The 14,721-nt window shown below is 32.6% G+C and carries 11 protein-coding genes; all 11 read right to left on the bottom strand.

Features of this window, described 5'->3' with window-relative positions; translation table 11 throughout:
* Positions 1-383: 383 nt before the first annotated feature.
* The 11 genes from ACFSX9_RS04725 to ACFSX9_RS04675 all read right to left on the bottom strand — a co-directional run bounded on the left by ACFSX9_RS04725 (position 384) and on the right by ACFSX9_RS04675 (position 14,606).
* On the bottom strand, positions 384-2,267 hold the full coding sequence (locus tag ACFSX9_RS04725) for a DUF349 domain-containing protein (RefSeq protein WP_379805067.1): 1,884 nt from the start codon (positions 2,265-2,267) through the stop codon (positions 384-386).
* A gap of 204 nt (positions 2,268-2,471) precedes the next feature.
* Complete coding sequence (locus ACFSX9_RS04720) at positions 2,472-3,422, bottom strand: hypothetical protein (RefSeq protein ID WP_379805065.1); 951 nt, start codon at positions 3,420-3,422, stop codon at positions 2,472-2,474.
* Positions 3,423-3,517: 95 nt separating this feature from the next.
* On the bottom strand, positions 3,518-4,273 hold the full coding sequence (locus ACFSX9_RS04715) for a shikimate dehydrogenase family protein (RefSeq protein WP_379805062.1): 756 nt from the start codon (positions 4,271-4,273) through the stop codon (positions 3,518-3,520).
* Between the two features lie 63 nt (positions 4,274-4,336).
* Positions 4,337-5,305 carry a DUF368 domain-containing protein gene (locus tag ACFSX9_RS04710; protein WP_379805059.1) on the bottom strand — a complete coding sequence of 323 codons (969 nt, stop codon included), beginning with the start codon at positions 5,303-5,305 and terminating at the stop codon, positions 4,337-4,339.
* Positions 5,306-5,443: 138 nt separating this feature from the next.
* Positions 5,444-6,838 carry a tetratricopeptide repeat protein gene (locus ACFSX9_RS04705; protein ID WP_379805056.1) on the bottom strand — a complete coding sequence of 465 codons (1,395 nt, stop codon included), beginning with the start codon at positions 6,836-6,838 and terminating at the stop codon, positions 5,444-5,446.
* A 136-nt stretch (positions 6,839-6,974) separates the two neighbouring features.
* Entirely contained in the window at positions 6,975-8,168 is a 1,194-nt protein-coding gene (locus ACFSX9_RS04700) for an aspartate aminotransferase family protein (RefSeq protein ID WP_379805054.1), read from the bottom strand.
* A gap of 46 nt (positions 8,169-8,214) precedes the next feature.
* Positions 8,215-9,915, bottom strand: coding sequence for an OstA-like protein (locus tag ACFSX9_RS04695; RefSeq protein ID WP_379805051.1), 1,701 nt, complete (start codon positions 9,913-9,915; stop codon positions 8,215-8,217).
* A 113-nt stretch (positions 9,916-10,028) separates the two neighbouring features.
* Positions 10,029-11,300 (bottom strand): adenylosuccinate synthase, encoded by a 1,272-nt coding sequence (locus ACFSX9_RS04690; protein ID WP_379805048.1) that lies wholly within the window; start codon positions 11,298-11,300, stop codon positions 10,029-10,031.
* 29 nt (positions 11,301-11,329) lie between these two features.
* The gene (locus ACFSX9_RS04685) at positions 11,330-11,764 is read right to left on the bottom strand and encodes a Fur family transcriptional regulator (RefSeq protein WP_379805046.1); all 435 of its coding nucleotides are present in this window, start codon (positions 11,762-11,764) and stop codon (positions 11,330-11,332) included.
* A gap of 93 nt (positions 11,765-11,857) precedes the next feature.
* Positions 11,858-12,322, bottom strand: coding sequence for a hypothetical protein (locus ACFSX9_RS04680; RefSeq protein ID WP_379805044.1), 465 nt, complete (start codon positions 12,320-12,322; stop codon positions 11,858-11,860).
* A 67-nt stretch (positions 12,323-12,389) separates the two neighbouring features.
* Positions 12,390-14,606, bottom strand: a complete 2,217-nt coding sequence (locus ACFSX9_RS04675; protein WP_379805042.1) for a RelA/SpoT family protein — start codon at positions 14,604-14,606, stop codon at positions 12,390-12,392.
* Positions 14,607-14,721: the final 115 nt, after the last annotated feature.

Below are 14,721 nucleotides of genomic sequence, written 5' to 3'. Positions count from 1 at the left end.
TTTGCAGTATGTAGTGTGTAAGAAACATTTTAATTTGTGAGCGGATTTACTAATGCTTAAAAATTTACGTTATATACTTTCCGGAAACCTAATCATGCTGAACTCGTTTCAGCATCTCAATATGTATGTTTAATAGCTGCGAGATTTATTCAACATAATATGAAGCTACCCACAAACTTGTCATGCTGAACTCGTTTCAGCATCTCAATATGTATATTTCATAGCTGCGAGATTTATTCCACGAAATATTAAGTTACCCACAAACTTGTAATGCTGAACTCGTTTCAGCATCTCATTTTCCCCTATGAAACCATAACGATTCGTAAAATTTATTAAAACGAATTATAAAAAAAATCCCAAGCCTAAACTTGGGATTTCTATAATTAAAGACTTTTAATTTGTTGTAGCTTTTCTTTCCACAGTTTCAAATCATCTTTATGACGTTCGATACTTTTTTCTACCTCTTCAATAAAAGGATTTTTCCCTTTAGAGCTGCTGCTAATAAATTGAATGTTATTTTCTAATTGGAAAATCTCACCTTGAACTTCGTCAATTTTCTTTCTAATGAAATACTGTTCTTGTTCTAAAGCGCGTTTATCATCATTTTCGCTCATATGCTCTAAACGATTATTAAAACGGATCATCTCCGTATCTTTTTTAGATAAACTTAATTTTTCAAACAATGCGTCTAAAATCTTATTAAATTTTCCTTCAATATGTCTGCGATTGTGTGGCACTCTACCAAAAGTTTTCCAAGTAGCAATGTGTACTTTAATCGCGTCTAAATCGATTTTGTGATCGCCTGTTAATTCAAACGATTTTAATTCGTCTAAGAACGTTTTTTTCTTTTCAAAAGCTTCAACTTCTTCAGTGCTTTCAGCATTTCTCGCATCGTGCATTCTGTCGAAATAGGCGTTACAAGCATCTTTGAATTCTTTCCAAATACTATCTGAATATTTTCTTGGCACGTGACCAATTTTCTTCCAATCGTTTTGAATTTGCTTCATTACAGGAGTTGCTGCATTGAAATCAGCGCTTTCTTGTAATGATTTAGCTTTTTCAACCAAAGCTTGTTTCTTAAGTAAATTCTCGTGTTGCTCGTGCTTAATATCTTTGTAAAAGACATTTTTATTCACGTTGAAAGCTCTAACAGCATTTTTGAATTTACCCCAAGTTTCTTCTGTAACTTCCGCTGGCACTTTTCCTGCTTTGAAAAAGGCTTCGCGCAAAGCTTCTAATTTTTTTATTTGTGCCTGCCATCCACTATGTGAGTCGATTTTCTCGGTTCCCAAAGTTTCAATTAACAAGATAATTTCGTTTTTTATGGCTAAGTTGTCAGTTTCTTTTTCTCTAGCAACGGCATATAAACCTTCACGCTTATCATGCATTTGCTTCGTAATTTCACTGAATTCATTCCAAATCAATTCTCTTTGATCTCTATCAACCGGACCAATTTCTTCTTTCCAAACGCGATGTAACAATTGCAATTCGCGGAAAGCTTTCATCACATCAGCTTCGTTTAATAATTCTTTCGCTTTAACAATAATATGTTGTTTGTGCTCTAAATTATTCTTCAAATCAATGTCACGCGCTTCTTTGTCTAAATGCATTACATCATAAAAACGCTCCATGTGAAAATGGTAGTTATTCCATAAGATATTGTATTTATCTCTTGGAATTGCTCCTGCATTTTTCCAACGATCACGAATATCGTTGGCTTTTTTAAACATATCTCCAATATTAGTTTCACCAGAATCGATTAAGTGTTTCAACTCCTCAATTAAGTTTTCACGTGTTGTAAAATTGTTCTCTAAGTTGTTTTGTAATTCTTTAAAATGCTTAGATTTACTAGATCTGTAAGAATTTAATATTGTATCAAATTTATTCTTAAGTGGAAAATGATATTCAAAATCCAAGCCTTCTTCATTGTTTTGGGCATTGAATTCTTCTCTCTTCTCATCAATAAATTCATGATATTTGTCTGTAAATGCTTTTCTGATTTCCTCAACGTGGTCTTTGACAGCCATTACTTTTTCATTCTCAACCAATTTTTCCAATTCGGCCGTTAAATCTTCCATAGAAAGCGTATCGTATTCCAGCATTGGAATTTCGTGTTTGCCTTTTATCGAGTCATCTTCATTCTCTTCTGCATTAGAATTGTCTATTTCTTCTAAAACTGATTGACTATTGATTGTAACACCATCTTGTTGTTCAATTGTGTCTGCTCCGTCTGCGTTTTGCAGGTTATCATGTTGTGCTTCTGACATTGTGTAAATGCTTAAGGTTACTAATATTATGTGAAGATAGTAAAGCACCACCAAAATTCAAAAAAAATCGCCTATTTAAATCTTATTTTCTTTGAAAAGATTGCTCAAATAACTATTATATCTAATTATGATATACTATTTGGAACTATTGTAAGAAAATGTATCGAAGCAATTTATCTTCGCACTAGGTTTTAGTTACTCAGATTACTTATTAGTTTTTAAATGCGCTTTGTAATTTCCAAAAGTCAAGAATAAAAATAATAATCCAAATAATGAAAGTGTACCAATAGAAAGGTAATTGCTTTCAGTATTGAGTCGGTTAATTTCTTCCAAATCAATAAGACTTTTACCAGTTGCATCTTTAATTTGATGAACTCTAATTAATTTGAAATTAAAATATTTATCTAAAAAAGACAGCTTTTTTGTTTTTGATATTTTTTTAATGAATTCGTCTTTTTTAATTCCGATTGCTATTTTATTACCTTTTTTAAAAGTTTCGTTAAAACTATATTGATCAGAAATTGCTGCATAACTATTTCCGCTAATTATGAAATTAAAGTCCTTTTGTTCAATTACTTCAATCTCAATTTGTTTTTTACCTTCTCCGTTTCTCACGAATGTTTCATCATTTTGTAGCACAGTTTGCATATACAAATAATCTTTATGGTCGATTGGTCGAAAGTCATAGAAATAGCTCGAAAAATAAAAAAGAACCAACGATATAATGCCACAAATTACTGCATATCTTAACGATTTAGGTTGCTTCAGTAGTGTGTTTAACTTTTTATTTTTCTTAATTCGTTGTTTGATTTCATAGAAAAACTCGTGAAAATTATCGTATTCTGTTGTGACGATTGTAATCTTTTCGTCTGTATTGAAAACTAAATAATGTTCAGTCCATTCACTATATTTCCCTTGAAACTCTTCTGAATAATGCGTTTTTATTTCTGAATAAAAATATTTATCAGTTTTAAATAAAACTTTAATTTCAAAATATGTATTATATACATAAAATCGCTTCTGATTTAATAAGTAATAGAAGCAATATATAATAACTAAGATCGGAAATAAAAATCCAAATGGTTTAAGATCTTCTTCATATTCATTTGTTGGTTGAAAATTTATATCAATTAGATAAATGAAGAAGGTCAGCATTATTATTCCAAGTCCTACTAGAACTAGATTATATTTGCTCCTTTTGGATTTGGAAATTAGTTCATTGTGCATCTTTTAATAGCAATAAATAAAATTTATTCATTCCAAATTTCCCAAGCTTTCTCAGCTTGAAAAACTAACATTTCATAACCGTTTTTCACCTTAGACCCTTGTTCTTTTGCCTTTCTTAAAAAAGCAGTTTTTTCGGGATTGTAAACTAAATCATATGCAATGTGCTTTTTGGTAAATAAATTATAATCCAAATCAGGACAATCTTCAATATTTGGATGAGTTCCAATGGGAGTTGTGTTGATAATTATATGATATTCATCGAAAATTTCAGCGTTTAAATCGGAATAGGCTAATTGAAATTCATCTGGCGTTCGAGAAACGAAATCGTACTCAATTTTTAATTTTTGTAAAGCATAAGCAACCGCTTTACTTGCGCCACCTGTTCCTAAAATCAATGCTTTTTTATGATGCTCTTTTAAAAGTGGTGCTAACGTTTTTTTAAAGCCGTAATAATCGGTATTGTAGCCTTTTAGTTTTTTATTTCTTGAAACTGTAATGCAATTTACCGCACCAATTTTTTTAGCTTTTTTCGAAACTTTATCTAAGTAAGGAATGATTTCTTCTTTATACGGAATTGTTATATTTAGTCCAACTAAACCTTTACTATCAGCAATTAATTTAGGAAAATCTTTGATACTTTGGATATCGTAATTCTTGTATTCGCAGTTCGCAAAATGGTTGACTTCAAACTTTTCCGCAAAATAATTTTTAGAAAAAGAATAGTCTATATTTCGGCCAATAATACCAAATTTCAACTGTTTTTTGCTTTTCTTTTTCATTGTGATTGTTTTAAAATACTATTCAAAGTTACTTCGAATTTCTTGAATTAGTGTTATAAAGCATTAGTTTTTACCTAATTTGCTAGCCATTTTTTCCATTCCGAAAATAACTATAAAACCTACTATTGCAAGAATAACAGCAGTCATTACCTGTGGATTACCCTCGAAGTTTTGCGGTAAAACACTATTTTCAATAAAAGGCACAACTTCACCATGACTATTTACCCTGGTTTCTAAAACTTGTTTCCAAGGCCAAACTTTATTTAAAGAACCTGCCATAAATCCTATTAGTAGGGCTAATGTGGTGTTTTTATGCTTTGCAAACATCCAATGTAAAATTTTAGAAAAGGACTTCAAGCCGATAATTGCACCAAGTGCGAAAACACTTAATTTCAACATTGCTTCACCTAATATTTGCATGTCAAAGTTTACAATTCCTTCTCTAAATCGATTGATTGTTCCAATCACCGTTTCATAGGAACCCATTAATAACAAGATAAATGCTCCTGAGATTCCAGGTAAAATCATAGCAATAATAGCAATGAATCCAGATAGGAATATATACCAATAGCTGTCTGGAGAGCTTACCGGTCGTGCAATCGTGATATAGTAAGAGATTACAATTCCTATAACCAAAGCTAAAACGTCAACAACTTTCCAATTGCTGGTTTCTTTAAAAATTAATACAATACTTGCGATAATTAACCCGAAAAAGAATGACCAAACTAAAATGGGATGATCTTCTAATAAGTGAGTGATTATTTTAGAAAATGTCAAAACACTGATGAAAATTCCTGTTAGTAAGGCAAGTAAAAAGCTACCGTTAACTTGCTGCCAAGCCGCTTTTAAACCTTCTTTTCTGAATGTTTTTAATACGGAAAGATTAACATTATTGATGCTATCAATTAATTCTTGATAGATACCAGAAATAAAAGCAATTGTGCCGCCAGAAACACCAGGTACCACATCAGCAGCGCCCATTGCAAGGCCTTTTAGTGTAATAATTAAATAATCAGGGAATAGTTTTCTCATAACAATATAGTAACGATCCGGAAAAATTGAATTTTGTTTTTCTGAATTTATTTCAGAATGTCTTTTAAGCTGAAGTGTTTCGAATTTTCATGACAGCTTAACAGAGAATTATTTTCGGATGTTCTCAAAAGATGTAGGTTATTTATTAAATTTAGCAATTAGATTTTTAACCTCTGTTCGTTCCCAAACAACTGGGAAATAATCTCTTAGCACGGTTTTGTTTTTATAATTCAATCGTAATCCATTGTTTAAATGAAAAGTAGCTTTAATTTTTTTGTTCATCAAAAAATATAAACCTGCTAAGCGATATTCAATTTCATATTCTTCAGGGAATTGATCTGTAGCTTCTAATAAAATGGCTACAGCTGATTCAAATTCACCTAAAAATTGTAAAACATCGGTCCAAAGTGTAAAAGTATCTAAATTGACATCGCCAGATTCAAATGCTCTTCGGTAGCCAAATTCTGCCTCTTCAAAAAAGTGTAAAGCACTGTTTACTGCAGCGTAGCGTTTCCAATACATTGGGTTTTCACCATCAATGGCAATTGCTTTATTCACATAATACAATGCTTTTTGATAGTTTTTTTGACGAATATAGAAATCAGTGATTGCAATCCAACCTTTATCTAGCGAAGGATCTTCATGCACGGTTTGTTGGTAATAATTTAACGCAAATTCGTAATTCTCAAGACGCTCATAACATTTTGCCATTCGAAGTAAAACAAAAGAAGAAGGATCATCTAATTCAATAGCTATTTTGTAGCATTCAATCGCTTCTTTATACTGTTTTAGTTTTTCATATGATTTCGCTTTTTCCATAAAAGCTCCTAAGAAACCTTCATCAATCAGCGTTGCATAATCGAATGCCCAAACCGCTTTTTCGTAGTTTTTAAGCGCATAAAATTGGCGACCTAACTGATGCCAAGCCACTTCACTATACGGATTCTTATCGATAAAATTATTTAAATAAACTACAGCTTCTTCGTTTTGATCTAAAAAATCAAAACAATACACCACGTTATAAAGTGCCGAATAATCTTCGGTATCTTCATCTAAGCATTTAATGAAATTCTCTTTTGCTAATTCTAAATTATCCATAAAAAGATATTCCATACCAATCATAGAATGCACGTCAGCAAAATCGTCGGTATATTCTAATGCAATTTTTAAATATTCAATTGCTTTTTCGTGTTGGTCTTTTTTGGAATATATATTGGCTTTCTGGATGTATATTTCTTCGTTAGTAGGTTCAATAGCATACAACTCGTTCAATAACTTTTCAGCTACTTCGAGTTTATCTTCATAAACTAACATTTCTACTTGGACTAATTTTAATCCCGTAGATTTTGGATGTTGTTCCAAGCCTAATTTTAGCGCTTTTTTTGCTAAATTCATTCTTCCCGTATCCATATAGTGAAGAATGATATCTTCAAACTCTTCAGAATCAAAGAAAAAAACTTTGTTAGTCTTTAACATTGATTCAAATTTAGATAAGGATAAGCTGTTTTCTTCTTCTTCGTGACTCAAATTCATAGCGCTTTCTTTTTTGAATTATCCTAAATAAAGGTAATTATAATACATTCAAGCATAGGTTAAAAAAGGAATTGTTGTAAACAATTTAATTAACAATTTACAATGTCGATATCAATAGCAATTGAGCTGTCAATATCTATTTCTGCAACTCTTTTTCAATTTCATTAAGTACCTCAATAACAATGCCACATCCTTTTTCAATTTCTTCGTTTGAAAGTGTTAAAGGAGGCGTAATTCGAATAGCACAACCTTCAAATAACAACCAAAATAAAATTAAACCTCTTTTATGGCAACGTAGAATAACCTCGTTTGTAACATCAGCGGATTCAGTCATCGCCGCTAACATCAATCCTCGACCGCGAATTTCCTTAATTAATGGATGTACTAAGAGACTTCTGAACAATTGTTCTTTTTCCAAAGCTTCCGCCATCAAATTTGTCTCAATAACTTCTTGAAGTGTTGCCAAACAAGCAGCAGCTATGACAGGATGTCCGCCAAAAGTTGTAATATGTCCTAATTTTGGATCATGAGACAACAAGTCCATCATTTTTTCTGATGCTGTAAAAGCACCAACAGGCATGCCACCGCCCATTCCTTTTCCCATAACCACAACATCTGGAATAACGTCATAGTTTTGAAATCCAAATAGTTTACCAGTACGACCAAATCCAGGTTGAATTTCGTCTAATATCATAATGGCGCCTACTTCGTCACAACGTTGACGCACTTTTTTAAGAAAATCATTATGAGGTTCAATAAAACCAGCGCCACCTTGAATCGTTTCTAAAAGGATTCCGGCTGTTTTAGTAGTTATTTTTTCTAAATCGGCTTCGTTGTTGAAGGTGATAAAATCCACATCAGGAATCAAAGGACGAAAAACTTGTTTGCGTTCTTCGAATCCCATCACGCTCATGCTTCCCATCGTGTTTCCATGATAAGCGTTGTGACAGGAAATCAATTGACTTCGCCCTGTAATACGTCGAGCTAACTTCAAAGCGCCTTCGATGGCTTCCGTTCCAGAATTAACTAAATAGGTTTTAGTAAGCGGGTAGGGAAGGTTCTCGGCTAATAATTTACATAATTCTGTTGCTGGATGTTGGGCATATTCGCCATAAACCATTACGTGCGAATACGTATCCAATTGTTTCTTAATTGCATCATTTACACGTTTCGGTTGATGACCTAATGTGCATGCAGAAACTCCTGCAACAAAATCTAAATATGGATTGCCACTTGTGTCATAAATATAGGATCCTTTCGCATAAGCTACTTCTAAAGCTAATGGATAAGGTGATGTTTGGGCTTGGTATTTAAAAAAATCTTCAATCATTTTTTTGAATCGTTTAATTATTACGTTGTTGTAACGTTTTAAAAGATTATTTACTTGCTGTTTTTAAGGTCTGTTTTGCAGCTTTGGTAGGTTTTTTAGGAGAGCTTTTAGTTTTTGATTTTTTGCTGTTTTTCTCCAATGTTTCTTTCTGAATTTCCATTGGTATTTCACTTTCAATCGCTTTACTCTTCGCTTCGATTTGCACTTTTTTGTCTATAGCTAATTCTTCAGCTGGAAAAATGTCGTCTTGCGTGAGAATTCGCTCATCGCCTCGCCAAACAAAACCCCTCAATCTTCGTGCATTTTCGGGAAATGCGTCTTCTGGATAAATGATGCTTTCTGTATCCTTATGACCAGTTACGGTTTCTATTTGATTGTCTAGCATTTCTATATTAATCCGGCTACACACTGCTTTCCGGATGCCTACAAATTCATTTTTTTCGGTCCAAATATAGTAGATGGACTCTGCATTTTTTATAATATCTACTTCTCGAAGTTTGTTGTCTTCAAATCTTCCATATAAATTCTGACCCTTCATTTGGTTGTAACCGTTTTTACTCAAACTGTCTTTTTGAATGATAAAGGCATTACTTAATACTTTTAGTGAATCAAGTTTTTCAGTTTCATTATTACCAACTAAATGCATCACGTCACCTGTCATTTGGTTTTCGCCATTCCATAAAACTGGATTTCCTATTAATTGTGTTAATTGGTTTTTCGTACTTGAATGCAACGAATCACACTTACCACTCATATCGGTTTTATAAAATCTTACATTATCAAAAGCTCTAATTACACGATCTGTTTGAGGTCCGGAAACGATAATTTTCTTTCCATGCATATACATGGTGTCTTTTTCTATCAATGTTTTAACCAAAGCTTTTCTCGTTAAAACCATTGAGTCTTTTTTGGTTTCAATATTTCGATATAATTCTGCATAATGGCCGGTAGCAATAACTTTATTTATGGTATCGGTAATCTTTACATTATTAACTCCTCTTGAATAATTCTTCTTTTGGTCAAAAAACAAATCGTCACCTTCAATTATTTTATTATCATAGGTGATTTTTGAATTTTTAGTAAGTTTTCCAACATCTTTCTTAGTGTCGTAGAAGCCGTTTTCGGTATAAATCACATTTCCTTTACTTGTAATGGTTGTAGGTCCAAAAACATAAGCGTGACCATTATTTTCGTAGAAATCTAAGTTATTTGTTTTAATGACACTTTGCGGATTTGTTAGGGTAACCGCTGTTGTGAATTTGTACTTTTTTTTGTCCAAATAATAACGGCCTGATTTACTTTTTAAAGTGTTCTCCTTGTTCTGAATAGTTCCATAAGAGTTGTAAAAAGCTTCCTGATTTTTCTTGTCAAAATATACAGTATCTGTTACTAAAGTCGATTCTGGTGAACGCAACGAAACATCTCCCGTAGCAAAAGCAAGCTCTATTTTTCCGTCATACTCAGCGTACTTGCTGTTTAGAAAGATAGAATCACCTTGATTTATCTGCACATTCCCAAATGCTTTGATGTATTTCTCATCTTCAAATTGATACGCTTTATTACAACTAATCTTCACACCATTATGTAAAAGGCGAACATTTCCTGTAAACACAATCGCTCCAGGAATTTCATTTTGATTTTTATCAATGAAATCAGAATTTTCAATAGTGATTTCCTTGTTTTCTTGGGCTAAACCTAAAGCCACAAAAAAGAATAAAATGGTAGTATAAAAAAATGTTTTTTTCAAGACGTATTTATTTTGAGTCAAATTTAAGTAAAAACTCTAAAAGGCATTGGTAATTAAGAATAAATTATCATTTTAAGCAAAAAAAACGCTTTCAATTGAAAGCGTTTTTAATATTATTTGGTAATTGTTTGTTTTCTATCTGGTCCTACTGAAATTACTTTAATAGGCACTTCAACTTCTTTCTCAATAAACTCAATATATTCTTTTAACTCTAATGGCAATTCATCATAAGTTGTCATTCCAGTTAAATCTGCATGCCATCCTTTCATTTCTGTAAAAATTGGCGTAACATTTTCTGGTTCAATGTTATAAGGTAAATGCTGAATCGTTTGTCCTTTGTAATTATAACCTGTACAAACTTGTAAAGTGTCAAATCCTGAAAGAACATCACCTTTCATCATATATAATTGAGTAACTCCATTTACTTGAACTGCATATTTCAAAGCAACTAAATCTAACCAACCACAACGGCGCGCACGCCCAGTTACTGATCCAAATTCATTTCCTACTTTTGCCATTGTTTCTCCAGCAGTTGTAAAATCTTCTGTAGGGAATGGTCCACTTCCAACTCTTGTGATATACGCCTTGAAAATTCCAAAAACGTCTTTTACTTTGTTAGGAGCAATTCCTAAACCAGTACAAGCACCAGCAGCGGTAGTATTTGAAGAAGTTACGAAAGGATAAGTTCCGAAATCAACATCTAATAAAGAACCTTGCGCTCCTTCAGCTAATATTGATTTTCCTTCTTTTAATGCTTTGTTTAAATATTCCTCACTGTCAATGAAAGTTAATTTTTTCAACTCATTAACTGCTGCGAAGAATTCATCTTCTAATTCTTTTAAATCATATTGTAAATCAACATTATAGAACGAAATCATAGCTTCATGCTTGTCAGCTAAATGTCTGTAACGTTGTTCGAAATCTTCTAATTCAATATCGCCAACACGAATACCGTTTCTTCCAGTTTTGTCCATGTATGTTGGGCCAATTCCTTTCAAAGTAGAACCAATTTTAGCTTTTCCTTTTGAAGCTTCAGAAGCAGCGTCTAATAAACGATGTGTTGGTAAAATTAAATGCGCTTTTCTTGAAATAAGTAGTTTACTTACGATGTCAAGGTCAAATTTTGCTAAACCTTCAATTTCTTTTTGAAAAACTACTGGGTCAATTACAACACCGTTTCCGATGATGTTGATCGCTTTTTTATGGAAAATTCCAGATGGAATTGTTCTTAAAACGTGTTTAATTCCGTCAAACTCTAAAGTATGTCCTGCATTAGGACCTCCTTGAAAACGGGCAATAATATCATAATTTGAGGTAAGAACGTCAACGATTTTTCCTTTTCCTTCGTCTCCCCATTGTAATCCAAGTAGCAAATCTACAGTCATTGTGTTGTTGTTAGTTGTTGTTTGTGTATTTATTTCTTTTTTGTTCCGTAGAAATATAAGGAATGCGATTGAATATCAATTCCAAACATTTCTTCCATGGTTTCTTTGATTTGTTGAATTCTTGGATCGCAAAATTCCATAACTTCTCCCGTATCCGTTAGAATGATATGATCATGTTGCTTGTCGAAATACGATTTCTCGTAATGCGCTTGATTTTGTCCAAATTGATGACGGCGTACCAAACCACATTCTAATAAAAGTTCAATAGTGTTGTACAAAGTAGCTCTACTCACACGATAGTTTTTATTTTTCATTTTGATATACAAAGATTCGATATCAAAATGCTCAGTAGCTGCGTAAATCTCTTGAAGAATAGCAAAGCGTTCCGGCGTTTTGCGGTGCGCTTTATCTTCTAAATATTTTGTAAAAACAGTCTTTACAATTTCTTGATTTTTGTTTTCCATAAGGTTACCTCCAGATATTGGCAAAGATAATTTATTTTATCCAAGTACCAAGTTTCTGGTATGTTGAATTTTATAGGTTTTAAAAAGTATAGACTAATTTTCATTAGCTTTTAATGTAAGTGATGGGTCAAAAACATGAGATGATCCAGGTTTTGAATTTTTAGATCGTATTGAATTTCCCGAAACAGTGTATTTTTTAGCGCGCGTTACTGATCTTCCTGGTGTTGCAAAATCATTCCACGCTCTTTTATATTTAGATACTGATTTAGGAATTTCAAATGTATTGGCGCTTGTCACCACGTAATAATTAGATTCCTTACTTTTAAATATTTTTTTTAAGTTTGGCACATCGCGTTGCTCTCCTTCCAGAAAAGTTTCATTTGCATAAGAAATCTTCGCTTCTTCTAAATCAATTTTTAAATAACTGATTCTTACTTCATCTTTAAAATTTTCGTCTCTGAATTTTAAAGTGTCGAGCCTGGTATAAATTCTAATGTTGCCATAATCTGTTTGTTGTCTTATGGCCAACTGACTTGCGTGTTTTGGGCTGCAGTTCAAAAATAATTGGGTTACAATGAAACAAAATAGTAGTAGAACTTTTTGTTTACTTATTTTATGCATCATTTTAATTGTTATTCACCCTGATTACTTTTTCAATTCCGTCAACTTTTTTAATATTTTCGATTAGTTTTTTGAGAATTATATTGTTTTGGACAATTACTGAAACTTGGCCTTTGAAAATTCCAGCTTCACTACTTAATCCAATACTTTGTATGTTAACATTCATTTGATTCGATATAACTTTTGTTAACTCATTGGTTAACCCCATTGTATCCATTCCTGTAATTTTCAAAATTGCTTTAAATTCTTGCTGTGAAGAATCAATCCATTTTGCCTGAATAATTCGATAGGCATAATTCGATTGCATGCTAATTGCATTTGGACAATCTTTTTTATGTACTTTGATTCCTTCGTTAATTGTAACAAAGCCAAACACTTCGTCACCAGGAATCGGGTTACAACACGTAGATAATTTATAGTCTAACTTATCTTGCTCAGAACCAAAAACGAGCATGTCATACTTCTTATCGCTTTCATTTTTGTTGAATTGCTCATTTGGTGAAGGCGAACGTTTAATAGTTTTCTTAAAGAAGTTTACTAACGTATTGCTTTTTTGAGCAGCGTAATCTTTTAATTGTTGATTTTCGATAGCACCAATTCCAGCTTTATAAAACAGATCTAAACTGGTATTCAGCTTGAAGAAATTCACTAATTCGTTAACTGTAGTTTCATTCAAAGTGATTTTTAAATGACGTAATTTTCGCTCTAGTAATTCTTTTCCGTCTTCTCCAATTTTTTTTACATTCTCGTTTAAAGCATTTTTAATTTTATTTTTCGCTCTTGAAGTCGTCACATAATCTAGCCATTGCAGAGTTGGTTTTTGATTTACCGAAGTAATAATCTCCACCTGGTCACCGCTGTTTAAAACGTGATTTAAAGGAACTAATTTTCCGTTTACTCTTGTTCCTCTTGTTTTTACACCAATTTCAGAGTGAATACTAAATGCGAAATCTAGAGAAGTTGCACCTTTTGGCAAGGATTTAATTTCTCCTTTCGGTGTGAAAATATAAATTTCTTTAGCATATAGATTCAGCTTGAAGTCTTCGACAAAGTCGACAGCATTTCCTTCTGAACTTTCTAAAGCTTCTTTTAATTGGTTCAACCAAATTTCTAAACCGTGCTCTTCAGTGGCACCAGTTTTATATTTGTAATGTGCAGCGTAACCTTTTTCAGCGATCTCATTCATGCGTTCACTACGAACTTGAATTTCTACCCACCGCCCTTTCGGGCCCATTACTGTAATGTGAAGCGCTTCATAACCAGATGATTTCGGCGATGAAATCCAGTCACGCAATCTACTTGGCGATGGACGATAATGATCTGTTACCACCGAATAAATTTTCCAAGCTACGAATTTCTCTTCGTGAAGATTAGATTCATAGACAATTCGCAGGGCAAATTTGTCATAAACTTCATCAAACGTAACGCTTTGCGCTTTCATTTTTCTCCGAATAGAATAAATAGACTTCGGTCGGCCTTTAATCGTAAATTTAATATCTTCCGCTTCAAGTGATTTACTTAAAATGTCAGTAATGAATTTAATATATTCGTCTTGTTCTTCTTTGGTTTCTTTGATTTTACTAACGATATCGTTGTAAACTTCAGGCTCAGTATACTTTAATCCTAAATCCTCTAACTGAGTTTTGATATTGTACAAGCCTAATCGATGGGCGAGTGGCGCATAAATATATAAAGTTTCAGAAGCAATTTTGGCTTGTTTATAATCCGCCATACTTCCCATAGTTTGCATATTGTGCAATCTATCGGCGATTTTAATTATAATTACCCTAACGTCATCATTTAAAGTGAATAGCATTTTACGGAAATTTTCCGCTTGCATTGAAATTTCCTGATCCGTTTTTACTTTGGCAATCTTGGTTAATCCTTCAACTAATTGTGCAATTTTAGGATTGAACATTTTTTCAATGTCTTGAACTGTAATATCAGTATCTTCAACGACATCGTGCATTAAAGCCGCTGCAATCGAAGTAGCGCCTAATCCAATATCTCTAGCGACAATTTTCGCCACAGCAATAGGATGAAAAATATAAGCTTCACCAGATTTTCTGCGCTGATCTTTGTGCGCATCAACAGCTACATCAAATGCTTTACGTATGATTTTCTTATCTTCATCGGTAAGCGTTTGATAACTGATACGAAGTAATTCTTTGTATTCTTGGGCGATTGCTTTGTTCTCGGCTTCTAATTCTAATTCTGTCATATAGTTTCTTTAACCTATTAAAAGTAAGGCGAAAATTTGAATTATGCAATAATGTTAAAAGAAAATCGATAAATTAATTTACTATTTGAAATTGCAATTGTTGTTGTATTTTAAA

Source organism: Flavobacterium ardleyense, assembly GCF_042686085.1.
Lineage (GTDB): Bacteria > Bacteroidota > Bacteroidia > Flavobacteriales > Flavobacteriaceae > Flavobacterium > Flavobacterium ardleyense.
Note: the sequence above shows the minus strand (reverse complement) of the source record. Positions and strands in the feature narration are given on the sequence as shown.